Raw genomic sequence first — 21,588 nt, 5'->3', positions numbered from 1 at the left:
AACCGAGCCCACCAGCGCGGGCGAACCGGGCACAGCTGCGCGGACGGGAATCAGAGGTCCTGCAGCCTAGTAAAGGCGCGCGATTGCGACCCGTTAAGACCCACTCGCACTGACCTACCGTGCTGGTGTCGTCTTCTGCCCTTTGTCGTCTGGCTACGCCAGTAAGGACACATTCCGAGCACAAACTGCTGAGCACTTTTGCTGAAAGCGGGCTCAAGACAAGGCCCGATGATACGGGCCTACCAGGACGGCAGTATAGGCAGTGCGCCGTCAGCGTCGACGTTGTCGGTAACTCCGCGGGCCAGCCATTCGAGCAATCCTTCTCTGTCGGACGTGACGCGCAGGGCGCCGTCGCCGATCACCCACTCGTCGCGTTCCTCCGTCACTAGGGTCATCCCCGGCGCACCCTTGGCGCGCATGGTGCGCACGGCGGCTTCCAGAGCGTTGAGCACCGAGTCCGGATCCGCCTCCTCAATGGTCCATGCGGTGTCGAGGTCGTGGTGGTGCACCACGACCTCGGCGATCCGCAACGCCACAATGGACGTCGCGGGGATCTGCTTGCCGTGTAAGTGCACTTCCTCGACGGCGATCTCCCCGCCCAGCCGAAGGGCCTGTTCGGCGAAATAGACGGAGGACTGGCGGACTTTGCCCAGAAGTTCCTGGCGGGGCAGGGCGGCCAGCTCGGCTATCTCCCGGGCGCGGGCCTCCTGCGAGGCATAGAGTTGCTGCTCTTCGCCGGAGGTTGCCCAGTCGATGAGCTTGACCAGGGCCAGACCGTTCGAGGCGATGTGGGCGATGACATCTGCCCGGGTCCACCCCGTGCACAAGGATGGAGCGGCCATTTCGTCGTCGGACAGGGACTCTACGGTGGCCATGAACATGTCGGTCTCCCGGCCGAGGCGCGACAGGTCGGAGTGCAGGCGTGCGGGATTAATCATAAATTCACCTTATCCATTGGCCCGGATGCCAGCCGGCAATCCGGGCCAATGATTCATATTGAAATCGTACCGATCCATACGGGTCGTGATGGCTGAGGCGGCACGATGGAAACGGAAATGCCCCGCCGACGCATGCTTTAGCGTGCATCGGCGGGGCAACCGGTCTTAGAGGCGCTTGACTCCAACCGTGTGGTCGGTGGTGAATTCGGCAATAGCCCAGTCGCCGTTGAACCGGCCCAGTCCGGAGTTGCCCTCGCCGCCGAAAGGCACATGGGATTCGTCGTGCACCGGCATCTCATTGATATGCGTCATGCCGGCCTTGACGCCCAGGCCGAATTGCACGCCGCGATCGAGGTCCTGGGTGAATACCGAACTCGAAAGTCCGAATTCGGTGGCGTTGGCCAACTCCAGGGCGTGGGCTTCGTCGTCGGCCTTGATGATGCCCACCAACGGTCCAAAGATCTCCTCGCGGGCAATCTCCATATCGGGACTGACATCGGCGAACACGTGCGGCGGCACGACCCGGCCCGTGATTTCGCCGTCAAGGACGGTGCGGGCGCCCTCAGCCTTGGCCGTTGCGATTTTCGTTTTCAGTCCTTCAAGCTGGCTGTCATTGACCACCGGCCCCACCAGGGTCTGCGCAGAAGCAGGGTCGCCGAAAGGTACCCCGGAGGCCGCGGCGGTGAACCGCTCCACGAATTCATCATAGAGCGGGGCCTCAACAATGATGCGGTTGACCGCCATGCAGATCTGTCCCTGGTGCAGGAACTTGCCCAACACGGCAGCTTCCACTGCAGCATCCAGATTGGCATCCGCAAGGACCACCAGGGGCGCGTTACCGCCGAGTTCCAAGGCCACGTGCTTGAGGTGCTTACCACCGGCGGCGAGTTTGCCAACGTTCTGCCCAATCGGCGTCGAGCCCGTGAAGGAAATCAGCCCGGGAACCGGGTGGGTTACGAAGTCGTCGCCGATCTCGGATCCGGCGCCCACGACCACGTTGAGCACTCCGGGTGGCAACCCCGCTTCCTCAAACACCCTCGCGAGGATCAGCCCGCCCGTAACCGGTGTGTCACTGGCCGGTTTGATGACCACGGCATTGCCCAGGGCGAGGGCCGGGGCCACTGAACGCTCGGAGAGGTGGAGCGGAAAATTCCACGGGCTGATGATGCCGACTACGCCGATGGGGCGCCGGTAGACTCGCAGCTCTTTGCCGGGCGTATTGGACTCAACAATGCGGCCGTGAACCCGGGTGGGGAAGGAGGACGCCTCCAGGGTAATCCCGGCGGCCAGGGAGACCTCTACCTGGGCCTTGGCCACGGTCGAGCCGGACTCTTTGATGAGCCAATCCACTATTTCCTCGCGACGCTCCTCCAGGATCTGGGCGGCCCGGAGGATTACCTGGCGTCGGGCGGCAGGAGGCTGGGCGGCCCACTCCTTTTGTGCCGCTTCGGCAGCCCTGTAGGCGTCGTCCAGGTCCTGCTTGTTGGCCTGGCGGATGGAAGCCAGCACCGAGTCGTCGTACGGGTTGGTGACTGTCAGAGTCTTCTCGGACCTGCCCTCACGCCACGTCCCGCCGAGGAACTGCTGGGTGACGGGCAGGCCGGCAAACGTCGCCGTGATTTCCAAGGTTGTTGTTGTCATAGTTTTGCTCCTGGGAGGGTCGTAGTTGGGAGAAATGGAATCGGGGCGGTCCCCGGTTTGGGTCCGCCGCTGGTCAGAAGACCAGGACAGGCTTGATGACTTCGCCGGATTCGGAAGCGTCGAAAGCGTCGTTGATGTCGGCAAACGCAAAGGTTTTGGTCAACTTTTCCAGCGGGAACTTTCCTTGCTGCCAGAGTCGGATGAGCTGCGGAATGAAGACCTGGGGCACGGAATCTCCTTCGATAATGGTGCGGAAGTGCCACCCTTTAAGTAACGAAGCCCCAACTTCGAAGGACACCTCTGTGCCCGGGGCCGGGGCCCCGACGAGAGCCACCGTTCCCCCCGACCCCAGGATGTCGGCAGCCTGCCGCAACACGGCGGGAATACCCGTGGTGTCCAGGGCATAGTCGACGCCGCGCCCACCGGTGATCTGCGCTATCTCTGCCGCCACGTCTGTGGAGCGGCTGTTGATGGCGTGAGTGGCGCCCAGGTCCTTTGCCGTGGCCAGCCGGGACTCGACAATGTCGACCGCAACAATGGTTGTCGCACCCACGGCCGCGGCGGCCATGAGAGCCGCGCAGCCAACGGCGCCGGTGCCGAAGACAACAATGCTGGAACCCGGGCGTACGTCCAACGAGTTGATGACCGCACCGGCCCCTGTCTGGAGGCCGCAGCCGAGGGGGCCGAGCAACTCCAGCGGAAGGTTCCCGTCTACCTTCACGACGCTGCGAACAGCAACGTTGACGTGCGTCGCGAACGACGATTGGCCGAAAAAGTGTGAGGAGACTGCTGACTCGCCATCGTTCAAGGCCGTGGAACCGTCCGGACGGGTACCCGCGAAATTCCGGCCGAAGAATTCGCTGCAGTAGGCGGGCCGTCCGGTCAGGCACTGCCCGCATACTCCACAGGAATTGGCGGAAAGGACCACAGAGTCTCCGACGTCGACGGAGGTCACCAAGGAGCCGACCGCCTCGACTATTCCTGCTCCCTCGTGCCCGAGAACCGCCGGCAAGGGCGTGGGGTAGACCTGGTCGCGGACGATCGCGTCGGTGTGACAGACGCCGGTTGCGACGAGCTTCACCCTGACCTCGTCAGGGCGGGGCTCATCCAGGGAGAGTTGGACGATCTCGAAAGGGGCGTTGGGCGCGGTAGCGAGGGCAGCAGTGACCTTCATTGGAATGGCTCCTCAGGGTAAGGCTTGAATTGGCGGAAGCTGACACGTGCGGCGCACGGTATGGGGTCGACGGCGGTGAGCGGCTTTCGAGGCCAAGGACCCAACGCTGGGCCTTGCAGTCGTCAAGTGTTCGTTGCCGAGGAGAGTCCGTGCATCCGGACCGGTGCCTATACTGTGACACGTAGCACAACGGGCGGGGTTGTCCCCAGGCGACATCGAGGTTGTCGATTGACGCCGTCCTCGCCGCACACAAGGAGGTTCCGTGCATGACGGTGGGTTTGATAGCTGACGCGTGGTATCACGACATGGAGTCGACGTTCGGCGGGCTTGAGGTGGTGGCCCTTGGGAATTCCACTGGGCAGGTTTCCGGTGCGCTGGCGGCGAAGGAGCTGGGCCAGGTCGGAATATATGGAATCTCGGGCACCCCACAGCAACTCGTCCGATCACCCCGTGCGGTACGCCAGTCGCCGGCGGAGTTACTCAAAGTGTGCGCAATGCGCCGCGGGCGCTGCATCATCGAACAATCCGGACGCGAGCTGACCGTCGCACCCGGGGAATTTGGCCTTTACGACACGGCGGTGCCCTACCGGCTCACCTTCCAAGGCGCCTGGCAATGCGAGGTCATGACGGCGCCTTCAACGTCCCTGGGCGCGCCACGTGCCGCAGTTGACGAAGCACGGTCGCACCCCTGGTCGGCCACAACCGGAGCCGGGACGGTGCTGGCACAGTTCATCAGCGCCTGCACGTCCATGACTGTCCCCGCGCCGGCAGCCTGGAACCACCTGGCCACCGCCGGCGAAGCACTGCTGGCAAGTGTAGTCCTGCAGGATTATGAACCCTCCACCGAGGACATGGCCGATTTCCTCCGGCATGAAATCGAGTCTTATGTCGATCGAAACCTGCAGGACCCGAACCTGGGCCTGCAGCAGATCGCTTCTGCCCATCACGTCTCCGTGCGTACAGTCCAGCGGCTGTTCGCAAGAAGCGGCACGGGTCTGACCGGGCTAATCCGCAAGAGTCGCCTGCAGGCCGTCCGTCGCGACCTTGCTGATTACCGTAATCCCCACATCACCATCGCAGACGTCGCTGCGAGATGGTGCATCCACGACGCCCAGTGGCTCGCCAGGGCTTTCAAATCCGAGTTCGGCATCTCGCCGTCGGAATTCCGCAAAGCCTCCGCGGCGGGTACAAACGGCGAATCTGCACTGTAGATGCGTTCTGTCGCTGGCAACAGGACCTACTCTTTCAGAAATACGGCCAGTCATATCTGATTGATATCGTGAAAGTATGGATCACACCCCGGCCTAATCCCGGGTATTTGCCGCATATGGCGGGCGTCACACCTCTGGAACACTGGAGCAAAGCCAAGGGACGCAGGTTCACCCCACGGCATTACTTCCATGCTCCGTCAGAGAGGACAGGCATATATGGCTACGCTCCACGCCGTCATCGCCGAAGACCCGCGCAAAGAGGCGCGCACCGCAAACTGGGTGGCCTTCGTCATCTGCACCGCACTGTTATTCGATGGCTACGACCTTGTTGTGTACGGCACCGTCCTTCCGGGACTGCTCGCCGACCCAAGCCAGATTGGCGCCTTCGATGCCGCTACCGCCGGCCTCTTGGGCTCGTGGGCGCTCGTTGGCGTGCTGGTCGGATCATTGATCTGCGGCGCGGTCGGCGACTTCTTCGGCCGCCGCCGTCTCATGCTCCTGGGCATCGCATGGTTCTCGGTGGGGATGTTCGTTACGGCGCTGACCACCTCCGTGGCGTCTTTCGGCGCTTTGCGCTTCATTACGGGCGTTGGCCTCGGTGTCGTCATCGCCACCGCTGGCGCCACGATGGCAGAGTTCGCGCCGGCCGGCCGGCGACAGTTTTACAACGCGATCGTCTATTCCGGCGTCCCCGCTGGCGGTGTGTTCGCTTCCGTCATGGGCATACTGCTCCTTAATAACATTGGCTGGCGCGGACTCTTCATGATCGGAGCCCTCCCCCTCGTCCTGCTCGTGCCCATTGCCTGGTTCAAACTTCCGGAGTCTCCCCGCTGGCTATTGGCCCGCGGCCGTGAGGAGCAGGCCCTGGCTGCTTCGCAGCGGACCGGCGTTTCGCTCATTGAAGAACAGGTCATTCGGCAGATCGGCGCAGCCCCGCAGAAGACCGGCTTCGCGGCCGTTTTTTCCAAACAGTTCGCAGTGGCTTCCGTACTTCTGGGCTTGATGTCTTTCTCCGGCCTGCTGTTGACCTATGGCTTGAACACGTGGCTGCCGAAAATCATGGAGGGCTACGGATATGGGCGGACATACGCCCTGTTCTTCCCCCTGGCGTTGAACCTCGGTGCGGTGGCAGGAGGTTTGCTGCTCTCGCGCTACGCTGACAAGGCCGGTCCCCAACGGGTCATTGCCAGCACCTTCGTCCTGGCCACTATGTCACTGCTGCTCATGACCTTCGGCTTCCCCCTGCCGATGTTGTTCCTGTGCATCGCCATCGCCGGAGTGGGCACCCTCGGCACCCAGGTGCTGGTTTACGGTTTCCAGTCAAACTACTTCACCACCAACGCGCGGGCAGCAGGTGTGGCCTGGTGTGCCAGCGTGGGCCGCTTGGGCGGCATTCTCGGACCAATCATTGGCGGCTGGCTGGCGGCGGCCGGAATCGGAGGCGCCACCGCCTTCTACATCTACGGCGGCGTCGCCCTGCTGGGAGCGGTCGTCACGGTTCTGGTCCCCCGTCAGCGAAAGCTGGAAGAAGCAGAGCACACGGCCGAAGAGATTGTGGAGCACTCCGCCGAAGGGGAGCTCAGCACCGCCACTCCCCAGGTCCGCCTTTGACCGAACGCAGCCGGCCAGTGCCATAAACGGGTCCAAATCCACGGAGAGGGTGCCCAGGCCATGCCTGGGCACCCTCTGCGCTGCTGTTGTGTCGGGCCGGCGTAACCCGGATGCCATTATGTCGTATGAACCCAAGAGTGGTCGGCTTTATACTTGATCCGGGAATCAATAGGGTGGGCGCCTAATCTGTGGCGCCATACGGAGGGACGGCAAAACCGATGGAGATCAGGCAACTGAACTACTTTATTGCCGTTGCGGAGGAACGCCACTTCGGCCGTGCGGCAAAACGCCTGCACATGGCCCAGCCACCCCTGTCCCAGCAAATACGGCAGTTGGAAGAGCAATTGGGTGTGCGCCTGCTGAACCGCACCACCCGGAGAGTGGAACTCACCGCCGCCGGGCAGGCGCTGCTGGACAGGGGCCGGCAGATCGTTAATGCGGTAGGAACTCTCCGTGCTGACGTGTACCAGGTCGGCCAAGGCGCAACCGGCGTTCTGCGCGTGGGGTTCTCCGGCTCAGCGACCTACGGAGTCATGCCCCCGATCGTCCGACGCGCCAAGCAGGTACTCCCTGGGTTATCGCTGAACCTACACGGCGAGATGCTCACCCCTGCGATGGAGGCCGGCCTGCGGGAGGGCACCTTGGATGCAGCCCTGTTGCGCCCGCCCATCGCCTCCCAGGACATCGAATACCGCATCGTTACCCGCGAACCGCTGATCTTAGCGTTGCCGTCCTTCAGCGCCCTGGCCCTGGACCGGCCAGTGGCCGTACATGAACTACAGGACCAGGAATTTATCTCCTACCCGCCGGAGTCGGTGCTTTACCGGACCACCGCAGGGCTCTGCCGCGCGGCGGGTTTCCAGCCACGCATCACCCAGGTAATCAGTGAGACGTCCACGATGCTCTCCTTTGTGGCGGCCGGCAGTGGCGTTGCCATCCTTCCAGCGAGCGTCCGTGCCCTCCAGCTCGAGGGCGTCGTTTACCGCGATATCGAACAGGCACCCGAAGTGGAGCTGGCCGTGGCTTGGCGGCGTGAGGACCGGTCATCACTGCTCCAAAGCTTCCTGGATGTCGTAGGCTCCGCGACCAAAGACCTGCCCAACCGTACTCCCAGTCCGCCCGGGTCCTAACCTGATGCGGGCCGCCACCGGTGCAGGTCCAGGGGCAGCGCGTCAGTCCGTGGGACGAAAACGTGCGGCCAGTTCGCTGCGGGAGCGGATCCCGAACTTCGCGTACACGCGGGTCAGGTGGTACTGCACAGTCTTGTCGGCCAGGAACAGTGCACGGGCAGCCTCTTTGTTGGTGGCCCCGGCCGCCACGAGTTGTGCTACTGACTGCTCCTGGGCAGTGAGCTGGACCTGCGGTCCCGTCACGGCCGCGAGCACGGCGTCAGACGGGTCGGACATGTTGCCCACATCAAGGCCCGTCGCCTTCAGCTCCCGATCGCATCTGTCGACATACGTGGCAGCGCCCAGGGAATCATAGAGATCCCTGGCCACGCGAAGCACTGAGGATGCCAAGCGCCTCTTGCCTGCACGCCGCATGCTTTGCCCGAAGGCAAAGCTCACCCTGGCCCGCAGATATGGGCGGTTGAGCCCGCGCAGATGACTCAGTGCCGCCTCGAAATGCTCCCGGGCGGCGTCAGGATCCCCCTGGGCAGCAACGAGCCGGCCCCGCGCCCACGCCATTCTTGCCAGGTCTGACGGCACGGCCCGTTCCCGCGGCACCTGCTCGAAGGCGGTAAGAAAGGCGTCGGCCGTGTCCAGCTGGTCGGTCATGACCAAGGCATTTACGTAGGAGTCCTGCCACGGCCAAAACGACACTCTGCTCTCTGTCCAGGGGTCCAACTCCGTCAGCGGCTGCAGCACAGCCAATGCGCTTTCATAGTCCGCCCTGGCCTCATGGAAGCGCGCCCGGGCCAGGCTGGCAGGGACCTGCATGGCGCGATAGGTGCCCGGCTGCACCGCAGCTTGGGAAACGTAGTACCGTGCGCGGTCCCAATCCCCACGCAAGGACCACAGCTCGGCGGCGGTCCAATACAACAGGGGGCGGATCAGCGGCATCCGGGAGGTCTCGAGCCGAACCGAGGCGCGTGCAACCGTGGCCGCTGCGGCATCCCAGTTGCCGAGCACAAGTTGGGTGCGGGCCAACCACGCCTCCGCCCACAGCGAGATCCGCAGAGAGCCGCCGCGGAATTCAGTCGGGGCAGCGGCTTCGAAATTCACCTGCGCGGTCTCTGCGTCATCCAGTCGCAGGGCCAGCCAACCGGCACCTATCTGCACGCGCTGCTTTTGGGCGTTCTCTGACGCGTGTTCGAAAGCGCGGCGATAAGAGGCCTCGGCTTCAGACAACCTGCCCTGGGCGTAAAGCCCCAACCCGTAGATGGCCTCCGATTCGATGTAGGCAGGCGTACCCACCTGTGTCAGTGACATGGCCTGCTCCGCCCAACGCGTGATGACGGGACCATCCCAGGAGGCCACCCCGTGCAGGACCAAACGCTGGGCCACCTGCGCGGCAGCCGCCGGGTCCCGCTGCGGATTGCTGGTTTTCCAAGCCATTTCCAACTGGGTTTGTGCGCTGTGGTTCTGTCCGGAGGCCGTCGAGAGGTAGCCCAGAACCGAGGAACGCAGCGGCGAGGGCGCCATGGCGTCGACGGCGGCAGCCCACATCTGTGCCTCGGCAATATTGCCGGAACCCACGAGGGCATCTACTGCCCTCAGTTGGCGATCGTTACCGACGCGGATGTCACCCGAGAGCCGGGACGCTGAAAACAGTGCGGTCGATACATCGTGCCAGGCACCCACGAGGGCCTGTTGCCGCGCGTACTCCTCAAGCTCCTCGGCAAGGGCCTCGTCTGGTCCCGGAGTAGCCGACACCCGGTGACCCAGGCGGTCGCCTTCATTCTGAACCGAGTCCGCAGCCTTGCGGTGCAGGCGAATGCGCCTGCTGGGTGCAATCTGCTCGTAGACGGACGCGGTGGTTCCCGCTTCGAAGAATGTCACCAGCGAGTGGGCCTGGTCCACTGACAGGCCCAGCAGTCCGGCACGGTGGCCCTCGTCGAGGGCATCCATCACGGATTCGACCCCACTGACACGGGCAACCTCAGCCACCCCGGCACTGCGGCCGAGCACGGACGTGGCCTCAGCCACAGCCACCAGATCGGGTGAGGCGGCTCCGAGGAGACTGCGCACCTGGGCCCGCACGCGTGAACTCGGAGGCAGGGACGAGAACCATGTCTGCCAGGTTTCCGGAGGAAGCTCGCCCAGAAGTTCGACAACCGGTTGGGGCCATCCCCCGGTATGCCGCACGATCTCGTGGGCGGCCGTCGCGTTCAGGTCGATGCCGAACCAACGCCGCGCGAGCTCCTGGACCCGCTGCGGGGACAGTGGGTCCAATGGAAGACGGGAAACCTGATGGCCGGTGAGGAAGGCCAACACACCCGCTGGCACAAGCCGGGCCTGAGCGGGATCCAGCGTGACGAGGAACAGGATTCTCTTGCTGTGCAGCCGCCGCATGACAAAGACAAGGACGTGGAGAGTTTCTGCGTCCAGATGCTGGACGTCATCAACGGCAACCACCACGCTCCCGTGCAATTGAAGCCCGTCGAGGTGTGCACCCAGGGTAGACGCATAGTTGACGGCTTGGGAGGGGGTAAGTGCACCGGCCAGGTCCGCTGAACGGCCGCTCCCTTTGCCAGAGTCCTTTGCCGAGCGCAGCGGCGGGGAGGCCATAAGCTGGGAGTAGCCGGCGAGCGGGAGCTGCGCTTCCCATTCGTCGCCAGTGGCGGACAACACGCGCACGCCACGCGCGACGCCACGGCAGTGCTCCAGGAACAGATCCAACACTGCCGTCTTCCCGGATCCCCGCGGGCCGCTCAGTACCACCGTACGCACGTTTCCTTTACGAACAGTGCGGAGCGTCTCCAGTAACTCCTCGAAGACCTCGGCACGGCCGAGCAGCGCCAGATCTTCTTCAGGGTTGCCGCGGTGGTGGCCCGGAATCATGCTGGCAAGCTTACTCGACCGCACGTCCCGGCCCCGCCAGCGGTTATCAGTCACAACAGGCTCAACCCAGGTCTCCGCCTGCTACCGGAAGGACGCTGCCGGTGACATACGATGCTTCGTCGGATGCCAGGAAAACGATCGGCGCAGCCTGTTCGTCCAGGGTGCCGTACCGCTTCAAAAAGGACGATTCAACGGTCTGGTCCACAATGGCCTGGTACCACGCCTTTTCGGTGGTGGACTCAGCTTCCGGTCCGCGCTTGACCCTTCGGGGCGGAGCTTCCGTGCCGCCCGGGGCGGTAGCAACAACGCGGATGCCGCGCCCGGCGACCTCCATGGCCAAGGACTGGGTCAGGGCGTTGACTCCTCCCTTCGCCGCGGCATAGGGGACGCGGTGCACTCCGCGCGTGGCCACTGAGGAGACGTTGACGATGGTGCCCGAGTCCTGGGCCAGCATCGTCGGGAGGACGGCGCGGCATGACCACAGGGTGGGGAAAAGCGAACGACGGATCTCCCGTTCAATCTGTTCCTCGTCGTATTCTTCGTAGGGGCGGGCCCATATAGTCCCTCCCACGTTGTTGACGAGTACATCAATCCTTCCGTGGCGGGCCAGGGCGGCGTTCACTACCCGCTCGGCTCCGGCGAAACTTTCCAGGTCCGCCGTGACGGAGCTGGCTGACCCGCCGGACCCTGACTCCTGCGCGGCGTCCTGGATGTCCTTGGCCACGTCCTGCACAATGTCTGCGCGGTCAACCAGGACCACCGAACCTCCCTCGGCCCCGATCCGCTCCGCGACTTTCTGCCCGATTCCCTGGGCCGCGCCCGTGACCACCGCCACTTTGCCAGCGAAACGGCCCGGCGTGATGAACTGTCCCGAGTACGCTGCCACCGTCACGAACCCTTGCCCATGGCATCGATCGCTTCGGCCATGGTGCCCTTCGCATCGCGGGCGTGGGCCATGATGACTTCCCGGGCCCGTTCCTTGTCGCCTCGCTCAAATGCGGCTACGACATCAAGGTGGTCCTGGGCGACCCGTTCAAAGATGCGGGTGCCCTCTGCAAAAGTTGCCGCCATTTGCGCGTGGACGTCGAGCCGTCGGTACGACTCCAGCAGCATCGGGTTGTCGGAGATCGTGAACAGGTACTCGTGGAACTCTTCGTTGGTCCTGACGTACTCTTCGGGGTCAAGAACCCTCCCAGAGTCCACCGCACGTGTGGTCGCTTCGGCAAGACGACGGAACTGGTGAAGCTGCTCCTTGCTCAGGCGGTCCAACATCAGTTCGGTCACGGCAAGTTCAAGGCCCATGCGGGCGTCCAGGTGCGCGAAACTGTCTTCCTTGCGGAACTCGAGCCGGCCGGTCTCCATGGAGGAAATGGCTTCCACGCGGCTGATGGTGTCGCCCGCGCTTTCCAGCTTCTCCACGGACGCGGGCGCACCCGTCTCGGCGTCCCCGCCGGTGGCTTCTTTGGGGGCGAACCGCTCGAAATAGAAGTTGGCCGGTTGGATGTCCTCGGTGTCCAGCCACTTAGAGACGGCGTTGACCATGGGCGGCGGGCCGCAAAGGTAGATGTCGACGTCACCGTCGTTGAGGCGGGACGGCTGGATGATCTGCGTTACGTAGCCTGTGTGCGGTGCGGAAGTCCCCGGCTCGGAGGCAATGTGATCCCAGGTGAAGGTCGGCAGCTTCGCTTCGTAGGCGCGCAGCCAGTCGAGTCCCACGATGTCGGCTTCACGGGAGACGCCATAAATCAGGTGGACCGGCGTGGCAGGAGGGTTCTCGGACAGTTTCTCCAGAATGGATAGGAGCGGGGCCAGGCCCGTTCCGCCTGCCAGCAGGAGCAGGGGGCGCTTGGGTTCGCGAAGGAAGAAGGAGCCGTACGGGCCTGTGAACTCGATGGTGTCCCCGACCGCGGCCCGGTCACGCAGGTACTCGGACATCGCGCCCTGCGGCGTGATGCGCACCATGAAGGACGCGTCTTCCACTTCCGGGCCGTTGCTGAAGGAGTACGAGCGCTCCGCGTCGGTGCCTGGGACCTTGATGTTGACGTACTGGCCGGGCAGGAAAGCCAGTGCTTCCCGGTTCTGCACCTCCAGCGCGAAGGAGATGGTGGATTCCGAATGCTTGTCGAGTTCCTTCAGCGTGGACGTAAACGTGGCAGCCGAGGTTTTCGCTGATTCGGAGGTGGCCGGGATCTGGATCGCGAGGTCCGATTCCGGAACGGCCTGGCAGGTGAGGAGGTAGCCCTTCTCAAGCTCCTCTTCGGTCATGGCGTCGTCGATGTAGTCGCCGGGGTCGAACGAGCCGGAGTCGCAAAAGGCCTTGCACGTGCCGCAGGCGCCGTCCCGACAATCTGAAGGGATGTTGATGCGCGCCTTGTACGCCGCGTCCATCACGGTCTCGTAGTCGCCAACTTTGATGACTTTGGTGACGCCGTCTTCGAAACTGAGGGCTACCTGATGGCCCATGATTCCTCCTGGTTGGGGGTCGCATCCTCGCGACCCCCGGAAAGTTAGTGCGGTTATCTCTTGCGAGCAGATCTGGCGGCGGGCCGCTCCTGGCGGCCCTTCTGCGGCCGCGCTGTACGCCTGCCGGGCGCCGTCAGATCATGTAGACATCCACCACGTGGTGGATGTAGTCGTTCTTCAGTACAACCTTCTTTTTCAGGATCACCGGCTGCTCGCCGGAGAGGTCGATCGTGTAGAAGCTCGTACCGAAATAGGTATCGGTGGTGTTGTACCGGAAGTACAGGGTGAACCAGTTAAAGCGCACCTTGACCTGGCCGCCGTCGTGCTCCAGGACTTCAACGTCGGTGATGTTGTGCCCGGTGCGCGGCTCCGGGAGCGAGGTGGCGGAGGAGCGGTCCGTCTTGATCCGGAAGACCCGGTCCTCGATGCCTCCACGGTTGTCGTAATAGATGAGAGAGATCTCGTTCTGGGGGTCTACGGTAAGCCGGTCGTCGACGTCCCACGCCGGCATCCAGTACTCGGAGTCCGGGTGGTAACACTCAAGCCACTCGTCGAACTGGCGGTCATCCAGTAGCCGGGCTTCGCGGTAAAGGAAGGCACGGACTGTCTCGAGGGTTGCGATTTCGTCGGCGCTCTTGAGCGTAGTGACGGAGTTAGTGAGGTTGGCCATGGGTTTTCAGCACTCTCTGTTTTGATCGAACGTTTCGATTACGCCGTGACCGGCAAGGATTCCTGGGCAACGGCTTCCGCGTCCGCGAGGGCCTTGTCCATTACTTCCTTCCAGTACCCGTGCTGGATCGGGTAGAGCCCCTCGTCTTCGGTGCGCACACCTGAGGCGATCACCCGCGACATGCCCAGCGCTGTGGCCTGCTCGTCGGGACCGGCAATCTCGTGAGTGGAGCCGCGCGTCATATCGTTCCACGGCGCGGAGGTGGCCCAGTAGGTCTTGTTGCAGGATCGGAACTCCTCGAGGTCGTCCGGTGTGGCCATGCCCGTTGCGTTGAAGAAGTCCTCATATTGGCGGATGCGCTTCGAGCGGTTTTCCTGGGATTCACCTTTTGGTGCGATGCAGTAGATCGTCACCTCGGTCTGGTCCGCTGAAATCGGGCGGAAGTGACGGATCTGCGACGAGAACTGGTCCATGATGTACACGTTCGGGTACAGGCAGAGGTTGCGTGAGATGTTGATCATGAAGTTTGCCATCTCCTCGCCGTACTTTTCGACGAGCTCATCGCGGCGGTCCCACAGGGGACGGTCCTCGGGGTTGGTCCACTCCTGCCACAGCAGCAGGTGCCCGTGATCGTAGGAATAGAAGCCGCCCTTAACCTTGCCCCATTTGCCGGCGTCCATGGCCTTGGTCTTGTTTGCAGAGTCACCGGCGCTGCGGCGGGCGGTCGTCGCAGCATAGTTCCAGTGCACGGCGGTGACGTGGTAGCCGTCGGCGCCGTTTTCCGCCTGGACCTTCCAGTTGCCGTCGTAGGTATACGTGGATGATCCGCGCAGGACCTCGAGCCCCTCCGGGGACTGGTCCACAATCGAATCGATGACCTTGGTGGCATCTCCCAGGTGTTCCTCCAGCGGGAGGACATCAGCGTTCAATGAGCCGAACAGGAAGCCCCGGTAGGAGTCGAAGCGGGCTACCTTGGTGAGGTCGTGTGAGCCTTCCTTGTTGAAGGTCTCGGGGTATCCGGCGTTGCGGGAGTCCTTGACCTTCAGGAGCTCGCCGGAGTTCTTGAATGTCCAGCCGTGGAATGGACACGTGAAAGTGGTCCGGTTATCGGTCTTGCGCCTGCACAGCATGGCGCCCCGGTGGGAGCAGGCGTTGACGATGCAGTTGATCTTCTCGTCCTTGTCCCGGGTAAGGACGACGGGAGTCCGGCCAATGTAGGTGGTGAAGTAGTCTCCCACGTTGGGGATCTGGGATTCATGGGCCAAGTAAACCCAGTTTCCCTCGAAGATGTGCTTCATCTCCAGTTCAAAGATTTCCTGGTCGGTGAAGATTTCACGCTTCGCCCGGATGACGCCGTTCTCTCGATCGTCAACGACGGCGTCAGCCAGGACTTCACGGACACGTGTCAGATTCTCGGTCATGGTGTGCTCCTTCTTTGGAGAGGTGCGGGTGGGCGGGCAGCGACTGTGCGGCCACGCACACCCCTCGGGCGGAATGAATGTGTCCCACCAAGTGTGGCGCAGGGTGACAACGCTCACATCAGGCAAAACCCTAGTCCAAACCAAGGGTATTTTTATGTACGTGAGACTACATAATCAGCGTTATATAGGTCCTTGTTTCGTCCTTATCGACTGATTAGCATGAGATGGACGTCACGTGAAGGCCGGTGAACCTGCGGGTGCACTGCCCGCGGCCGGCGCGTTTCAGGGAAACGGAACATTTCCCGTTCCCGATGCACAGAGGAGTGTGGAGATCATCATGACTGAGAATCAGTTGGACACCCGGCAGGAAACTGAGGGTACGGCTGTGGAGGCCGGTTCGAAGGCGACCGAGCGCTTCGCCGCGTCGGGCAAGCCCACGGGAGCCGGGGTTCCCAAGGAGCGCGTGAGCTTGCTCGCAGGTGCCCTCATCAAAGCGGCCAACGACATCGTAGTCGAACACGAAGTCACCTACGAGGAGTACAACGCCCTGAAAGCCTGGCTGATTAAGGTGGGCAACGATGGCGAGTGGCCGCTGTTCCTCGATGTGTGGCTTGAGCACACCGTGGAGGATGTCAACTCCCAGGAGCGGCCCGGCACGAAAGGCACCATCGAGGGTCCCTATTACGTCCCGAACTCCCCTGTGCTGGAGTCCCCCGCCACGCTGGAGATGCGTGATAACGAAGAGGGTGTTCCGCTGCAGTTCAGCGGCCGCTTCACCGACACCGACGGCAACCCGATCGAAGGTGCACAGCTCGAGATTTGGCATGCGGACGCAGCGGGCTTCTATTCCCAGTACGCCCCGGGCCTGCCGGAGTGGCTGTTCCGCGCCAATGTGCAGGCCGACAGCAATGGACAATTCGTCCTCCACACCATGCGCCCGGCTCCGTACCAGATTCCCACTGATGGAGCCTGTGGGCAGCTGATCAGTGCTGCGGGCTGGCACGCCTGGCGCCCGGCCCACATTCACATCAAGGTCTCAGCGCCCGGGTTCCAGTCCGTGACCCAGCAGCTCTACTTCCCCGGTGATCCGCACAATGCGGACGACATTGCGTCGGCTGTCAAGCCGGAGCTGATGCTCAACACCACACCGCGTACGGATGGCGCGGCCGGCGAAGAAGCCTCATATGACTACGTCCTGGCCAAAGTGGGACAGTCCAAGTAACAGCTCCTTTGACATGGTCGGGTTTCTGATTTCCGTCCCATGAGGCGCCCCAGGGCATTGAGCCCTGGGGCACCGTTCTTCCCATCACCACTGGACTGCCTGGCACAATCGAAAGGAAACCGAGCCGTTGAAGATCGAGCGGATCGAAGTGATCCCGTACTCCATCCCGTACACGCACCCGCTGAAGTTCGCCAGCGGCGAGGTGGCAAACGCCGACCACGTTCTGGTGCGCCTGTACACCGACGACGGCGTCGTAGGAGTTGCCGACGCACCTCCCCGTCCTTATACCTACGGCGAGACGCAAGAGTCCATCGGGACGATCATCGAGAAGACATTCGCCCCACAGCTGACCGGACTCGAGATTGTGGACCGGGAGAAGATCCACGCGGTGATGCGCAGAACCATTCACAACCAGGTCGCCAAAGGCGCCGTGGACATCGCCGTGTGGGATGCGATCGGCAAGACGCTCGCCACTCCTGTGCACAAGCTGCTGGGTGGGTATACCGACCGGATGCGGGTCAGTCACATGCTCGGCTTCCGCCCCGCACAGGAACTCCTCGACGAGGCGCTGCGTTTCGGTCAGGAGTATGGCATCACGACATTCAAGCTGAAAGTGGGCCGCCGGCCGCTGTCTCTGGACGTGGAGGCCTGCCATGTGCTGCGCGAGGGACTGGGCGAAGACGTGGAAATCTACCTTGACGCGAACCGCGGCTGGACCGCGAACGAAGCCCTCGAGGTGCTCCGGAGGACTGAGGGGCTTGGGCTGACCATGCTCGAGGAACCGTGCGACGCCAAGGAAGCGCTGAGCCGCCGCCGTCTGGTCGATAAATCGCCAATCCCGGTGGTGGGCGATGAATCCGTCCCCACGGCAGGGGACGTATCCCGGGAACTGCTTTCCGGCGGCTGCAATGCCATCTGTATCAAGACCGCCCGTTCCGGCTTCACTGAGGCCACCGAGATACTGGGGCTATGCACCGGTCTCGGTGTGGATGTGACCATGGGCAACCAGATCGACACCCAGATCGGCTCGCTTGCGACCGTCACGTTCGGCGCCGCCCACGAGGCCACAAGCCGCCGGGCAGGGGAACTCTCGAACTTCCTCGATATGGCCGACGACCTGCTGGCTGATCCGCTCCGGATCATCGACGGTACGATCTCCGTGCGGGATGTGCCGGGGGTCGGAGCAGAGATCAACGAGGACAAACTAGCGGCCTACCGCCTGTCCTAGCTAGCCCGACCATCAAGGAGGAAAAATGTTGTTTTTGGCCCGCATGGACGTGTCCTTCCCGGCGCACCTCTCCGCTGAGGACGTCACCCGGTTACAGGGGTTGGAGAAGGAATACTCGCAGGCACTGCAACAGGAAGGCCGCCTTGCCACCATCTGGCGAGTGGTCGGCGAGTACGCGAACTATTCGGTGTTCGACGTCGAATCGAACGACGAGCTGCACCAGGTCCTGAGCAGGTTCCCGATGTACCCCTTCATGAAAATCAAGGTCACACCGTTAGCCAAGCATCCCAACTCCATCCGCTGACGAATCCAGACAGCCACAGCGGCGACCGTCTGGTCACCAGGACCCCACCTCCGTCATCGCCCAGGAGACATCATGCCCCGCTTTCAAAGGACCGCGTCGGCGACCACCGGATCATTACCCGGCCCGCTCCAAGGAGCCCAACCCGTCATCGAACGGCCGACGCGCCGCCCGGCCGGCATACGCGACATCCTGCGGGACATCGGCCCGCACTATGCCTCGAACGGTGTCGTCGGGCTGGCCTTCTCCGCTTCCGGGCCGGTAGCTGTAACCCTTACTGTCGGGTCGTTGGGCGGACTGACGGAAGCCCAGCTCGCGTCGTGGGTCTTCGCCATGTTCCTCTCAGCCGGCGCGGCGACCCTGGTCATGTCACTGGTCTATCGCCAGCCGTTGGGCTTCGCCTGGTCCATCCCGGGGACCGTGCTGTTAGGGCCGTCGCTGCAGCATCTGTCGTTTCCTGAAGTGGTAGGGGCGTTTTTCTCCGCTGGGGTGCTGATTCTCGCCCTTGGTTCGTCCGGACTAGTACGTCCAATCATGGCCGCGATTCCCGTGCCAATCGTTATGGCCATGGTCGCGGCAGTGTTCCTGCGGTTCGGGACGGACATCGTCTCTTCCACACACGCCGACCCCGCAATAGCGGCACCCATGGTGGTGGCGTTCCTTGTGCTGAGCGCCGTGCCGGCCGTAGGTAAACGCCTCCCCCCGGTCCTCGGCAGTTTGGCGGCAGGCGTCGTCGCCGTCGCGCTCAGCGGCCGGTTCGCGATGTCCCCGGGCGGACCGATCATGGCCATGCCCGTGTTTACAGCCCCCGCGTTCACGTGGGCCGCGCAACTGGAATTGGTCATCCCCTTGGCACTCACGGTCCTCGTAGTGCAGAACGGACAAGGCTCCGCTGTGCTCCGGGCCGCAGGACACAATCCTCCGGTCAATGTCTTCGCGATGAGCTCCGGCGTCTTCTCACTGCTCAACGCAACATTCGGCGCTGTGTCCGCCTGCGTCACTGGACCTACCAACGCCCTGCTGACCGCCACCGGACAAAAGAATCGCCAGTACACCGCCGCGCTGGTCTACGGGCTGCTGTCCCTGGTCTGCGCCCTGCTGGCCCCCACACTCACCCGCCTCATGCTCGCCACCCCCGAAGCTTTCATCCTGGCCCTGGGCGGAATCGCCATGCTGCGTGCCCTCCAACAGGCCTTCGTAACCGCCTTCGCCACAAACTTCACCCTGGGAGCCCTGGTTACCTTCGTCGTCACGATCTCCGGCCTGGATCTCTTCAACATCCATGCCGCCTTCTGGGGTGTGCTCATCGGCTACGGCCTGTCCCGCCTTCTCGAGCGGCAGGACCACGCCAAGACCTGACGGAGCCGTGGCACCTGCAGCACCCCCTCGGCCCGTCACCGGAAACACGCCGTGATCGCCCCCGCACTGGAGCCATACGGCGGCAATCAATGTGGATGTTGCAACTCTTCCGCCGTCCGGGAGCATCCGAACGCAGGCAACTGGATAGGGCTCGTTTGCGTAAAGCAGGGCCGGAAACGACCAAGTAGGTCCCGTCCGGCAGGACGGACAGGACTCGGACTCGCGCGTGGCAACGTTGGGGCACACCTGCCGCCGGCAGGTGCCATGAGCGAGTTGGCGCACGGAGAGGCGGCCTGCGAGCGTGGACATCTGCACCAGCAAGGACGCCACCCAGGAAAAGCCGAACGGCATATCCGTGAACCAGCTGCGCGAAAGTAGGAGCTCTTCCGGCACAGGTTACGGCTCGCCCAGCTGCGCTCCCGACATGGTGGCCAGCAAGTCATCCGGGGTAAGGATGGAGCGAATGAAATTCCGAAGCCAACTGTGGGCGGGGTCGGCTTCGCGCTACCACCCACACCATGGAAACGGTGAACAGTGGCGAAGGGATTGGCAGATCGCTAAGCGTAAGGTCTGCGGCTTGGGCGATGGCTGAAGCGGCAAAGCGCGGGAGTGAGACGAGAACATCTGCCGCTTTCAATGACGTTATGGTGCCGGAAAAGTGGCTAGTCGAACCTGCCACGGTCCGACTCAGCCCTCTGGCCTCCTGGAGGTCGTCGATCAGGCCGCGCCTCCCATCGAAGGAGACCAGCAAATGTCGCAGAGTCAGGTAATTCTCCAGCGAGATGGGTGCCGGTATTTCCAGGCGGGCACTGTCAAAGACACAGGCATAGGTGGAGGAGAAGAGCTGTTCCTGGTGATAGCTGCGGGACGGCGGCGATCGCCAGCGGGTCACACCCGACAGCGAAGCTTACATCAACGTCATTCTGAACCCCCATCATCGCTGGGCAGGTCCTGCACGCAACCAGGGCGCTCCGCGCCGGGCTCGATTCAAAGTTTCGTTCGGCGCTCCTCCGTCGCTTATTTCCTCGCGAAACTTTGAACCGCTCCCTGTCCCCCAAGTTGCGTTCCGGACCCTCACACCCAGCGGTGACTCCGTTATCAGAACGACGCCGAAATCTGACAGACACATCCGGTGACAGCAACAGCCGACTACGTCGTCCACGATGCCAGTGCCACCAGCTGCATGCTCGTCGCCGTGTTCAGCGGAATGAGGGTCGGTGACCGGCCCGACTCTGAGAGTCGCGGCCAAGCCGTCTCCTTTAGCGCAAAAGTCTGCGCGGGACACCTTTCTTACCAGGAACGGCACTGACCCTATGCATGGGATGGAGGGACCCCATACCCCGCGTGTCCAACCGTAGACAGGTCTTAGGGATCAACCAAGCCTCGGACCGCCGCCGGAAGAAGAGTCCGGATCCCACACACCTGCGCTCCCGATCGGACGCCAGCCACAGACACCTCCGGAAACGTTCCCGTTGGCAGGAATGTCCTAGGAACCACCGGCAAAGTCATGTCGCCTGCAACAGAGACACGCATGAAGTGGTGAAGGAAGAACTATGCGGAAGGGATCAAAATGCGGGTCGAAAAGCCGGCCGTGGACAAGGTGTGGACATTGTCCACACCCCCTTTGGCCGGACAACACGCGATGAGCTAACCCTGCCTGGTTCCCAGAAAGCAGCTAGCCGAGGAAGAACGTCGAAGAGAATCCGCCTTCGTCATGGCGTCACCACAACTCCTGGCCATGAATGAGTGAGGGCCAACAACTGGCCGACGGTACAGCCAGATAGGACGGCACATAGCCCAGATTCCAGCAAGCGGAGGACCCACAAGCCAAGACCCTGAACCCGCCACCCACACAACCGAATAGGCGATCGCCGCGCCAGGCACAGTCCGCAGCCAGTGTCAGAGGGACCCGACCGGGTCAATGTCCACACATTAAAGCAAAAACCCCTCTGACGAGGGGTCATGCGTGCCCAAGGTGGGACTCGAACTGCATTCTGGCCCTTGCAAACACTGGGAAGTCCCGGAAACATGCGCAATCCCCTGTGTGTCAGGCTGTTGTGTGACAGGTTTGCTGTCGCCCGGGCCTGGCATGAAGGGCGGGGAAACGGCCCACAATGGACTTCGCTATTCCTGCCCGTGCTTCGAACCGTAAGCACTTCACGACCGAGCAGAAGCACGCGATTCTGGATGAGTATGACAAATGCCTCGAATGGGGTTCCAAAGGCGCTTTCATCAGGGCAGTCGGCATCGCGAACAGCACCCTGAACCATTGGCGCCGCCAGCGGGAGTCCGGGGAACTGAAGTCCAGATCCGACACTGTAAAAAAGGAGGACCCGCGATTGAAC

The 21,588-nt window shown here is 62.9% G+C and carries 17 protein-coding genes and 1 pseudogene; 9 read left to right on the top strand and 9 right to left on the bottom strand.

Translation table 11 applies throughout. The features are described from left to right. Positions 1-239: 239 nt before the first annotated feature. From AB0N24_RS23725 to AB0N24_RS23715, 3 genes are all read right to left on the bottom strand, one after another. The gene (locus tag AB0N24_RS23725; protein WP_364129906.1) at positions 240-938 is read right to left on the bottom strand and encodes a maleylpyruvate isomerase family mycothiol-dependent enzyme; all 699 of its coding nucleotides are present in this window, start codon (positions 936-938) and stop codon (positions 240-242) included. A 165-nt stretch (positions 939-1,103) separates the two neighbouring features. Further along, positions 1,104-2,579 carry an aldehyde dehydrogenase family protein gene (locus AB0N24_RS23720; protein ID WP_364129904.1) on the bottom strand — a complete coding sequence of 492 codons (1,476 nt, stop codon included), beginning with the start codon at positions 2,577-2,579 and terminating at the stop codon, positions 1,104-1,106. A gap of 73 nt (positions 2,580-2,652) precedes the next feature. Further along, positions 2,653-3,753, bottom strand: a complete 1,101-nt coding sequence (locus AB0N24_RS23715) for an NAD(P)-dependent alcohol dehydrogenase (RefSeq protein ID WP_364129902.1) — start codon at positions 3,751-3,753, stop codon at positions 2,653-2,655. 266 nt (positions 3,754-4,019) lie between these two features. On the opposite strand from AB0N24_RS23715, the gene AB0N24_RS23710 reads away from it, so the two are divergent. The 3 genes from AB0N24_RS23710 to AB0N24_RS23700 all read left to right on the top strand — a co-directional run bounded on the left by AB0N24_RS23710 (position 4,020) and on the right by AB0N24_RS23700 (position 7,705). Then, complete coding sequence (locus tag AB0N24_RS23710) at positions 4,020-4,964, top strand: helix-turn-helix domain-containing protein (RefSeq protein WP_364129900.1); 945 nt, start codon at positions 4,020-4,022, stop codon at positions 4,962-4,964. 216 nt (positions 4,965-5,180) lie between these two features. After that, on the top strand, positions 5,181-6,575 hold the full coding sequence (locus AB0N24_RS23705) for an aromatic acid/H+ symport family MFS transporter (protein WP_364129897.1): 1,395 nt from the start codon (positions 5,181-5,183) through the stop codon (positions 6,573-6,575). 218 nt (positions 6,576-6,793) lie between these two features. After that, positions 6,794-7,705 carry a LysR family transcriptional regulator gene (locus AB0N24_RS23700; protein WP_364129895.1) on the top strand — a complete coding sequence of 304 codons (912 nt, stop codon included), beginning with the start codon at positions 6,794-6,796 and terminating at the stop codon, positions 7,703-7,705. A 42-nt stretch (positions 7,706-7,747) separates the two neighbouring features. Here AB0N24_RS23700 and AB0N24_RS23695 read toward each other — a convergent pair whose 3' ends face one another. From AB0N24_RS23695 to benA, 5 genes are all read right to left on the bottom strand, one after another. Beyond that, positions 7,748-10,579, bottom strand: coding sequence for an AAA family ATPase (locus tag AB0N24_RS23695; protein WP_364129893.1), 2,832 nt, complete (start codon positions 10,577-10,579; stop codon positions 7,748-7,750). Between the two features lie 61 nt (positions 10,580-10,640). Next, complete coding sequence (locus tag AB0N24_RS23690) at positions 10,641-11,471, bottom strand: 1,6-dihydroxycyclohexa-2,4-diene-1-carboxylate dehydrogenase (RefSeq protein ID WP_364129891.1); 831 nt, start codon at positions 11,469-11,471, stop codon at positions 10,641-10,643. After that, positions 11,468-13,042, bottom strand: coding sequence for a benzoate 1,2-dioxygenase electron transfer component BenC (benC, locus tag AB0N24_RS23685; protein ID WP_364129889.1), 1,575 nt, complete (start codon positions 13,040-13,042; stop codon positions 11,468-11,470). The genes AB0N24_RS23690 and benC overlap by 4 nt, the downstream gene beginning before the upstream one ends. A 133-nt stretch (positions 13,043-13,175) precedes the next feature. After that, positions 13,176-13,712 carry a benzoate 1,2-dioxygenase small subunit gene (gene benB, locus AB0N24_RS23680; protein WP_364129886.1) on the bottom strand — a complete coding sequence of 179 codons (537 nt, stop codon included), beginning with the start codon at positions 13,710-13,712 and terminating at the stop codon, positions 13,176-13,178. A gap of 38 nt (positions 13,713-13,750) precedes the next feature. Then, a complete protein-coding gene (benA, locus tag AB0N24_RS23675) occupies positions 13,751-15,133 on the bottom strand; it encodes a benzoate 1,2-dioxygenase large subunit (RefSeq protein WP_364129884.1) in 1,383 nt (460 codons plus the stop codon). A gap of 337 nt (positions 15,134-15,470) precedes the next feature. Between benA and catA the strand changes: the two genes are divergently transcribed. The 4 genes from catA (at position 15,471) to AB0N24_RS23655 (ending at position 19,243) form a co-directional block, all read left to right on the top strand. Next, a complete protein-coding gene (gene catA / locus AB0N24_RS23670) occupies positions 15,471-16,355 on the top strand; it encodes a catechol 1,2-dioxygenase (RefSeq protein ID WP_364129882.1) in 885 nt (294 codons plus the stop codon). A 127-nt stretch (positions 16,356-16,482) separates the two neighbouring features. Next, positions 16,483-17,583, top strand: coding sequence for an enolase C-terminal domain-like protein (locus tag AB0N24_RS23665; RefSeq protein WP_364129879.1), 1,101 nt, complete (start codon positions 16,483-16,485; stop codon positions 17,581-17,583). A gap of 25 nt (positions 17,584-17,608) precedes the next feature. After that, positions 17,609-17,887: a muconolactone Delta-isomerase gene (gene catC, locus AB0N24_RS23660; protein WP_364129877.1), complete on the top strand. Its 279-nt coding sequence runs from the start codon at positions 17,609-17,611 to the stop codon at positions 17,885-17,887. Between the two features lie 72 nt (positions 17,888-17,959). Beyond that, positions 17,960-19,243, top strand: a complete 1,284-nt coding sequence (locus AB0N24_RS23655; RefSeq protein ID WP_364129874.1) for a benzoate/H(+) symporter BenE family transporter — start codon at positions 17,960-17,962, stop codon at positions 19,241-19,243. A 439-nt stretch (positions 19,244-19,682) separates the two neighbouring features. Here AB0N24_RS23655 and AB0N24_RS23650 read toward each other — a convergent pair whose 3' ends face one another. Continuing rightward, complete coding sequence (locus AB0N24_RS23650) at positions 19,683-20,135, bottom strand: LysR substrate-binding domain-containing protein (RefSeq protein ID WP_364129871.1); 453 nt, start codon at positions 20,133-20,135, stop codon at positions 19,683-19,685. A 240-nt stretch (positions 20,136-20,375) separates the two neighbouring features. On the opposite strand from AB0N24_RS23650, the gene AB0N24_RS23645 reads away from it, so the two are divergent. Further along, entirely contained in the window at positions 20,376-20,552 is a 177-nt protein-coding gene (locus AB0N24_RS23645) for a hypothetical protein (RefSeq protein ID WP_364129868.1), read from the top strand. 805 nt (positions 20,553-21,357) lie between these two features. Beyond that, a pseudogene (locus tag AB0N24_RS23640) lies at positions 21,358-21,588 on the top strand (hypothetical protein); the annotation flags it as partial.

It is taken from the genome of Arthrobacter sp. NPDC093128 (assembly GCF_040683875.1).
In the GTDB taxonomy this organism is placed as follows: Bacteria; Actinomycetota; Actinomycetes; order Actinomycetales; family Micrococcaceae; genus Arthrobacter.
Note: the sequence above shows the minus strand (reverse complement) of the source record. Positions and strands in the feature narration are given on the sequence as shown.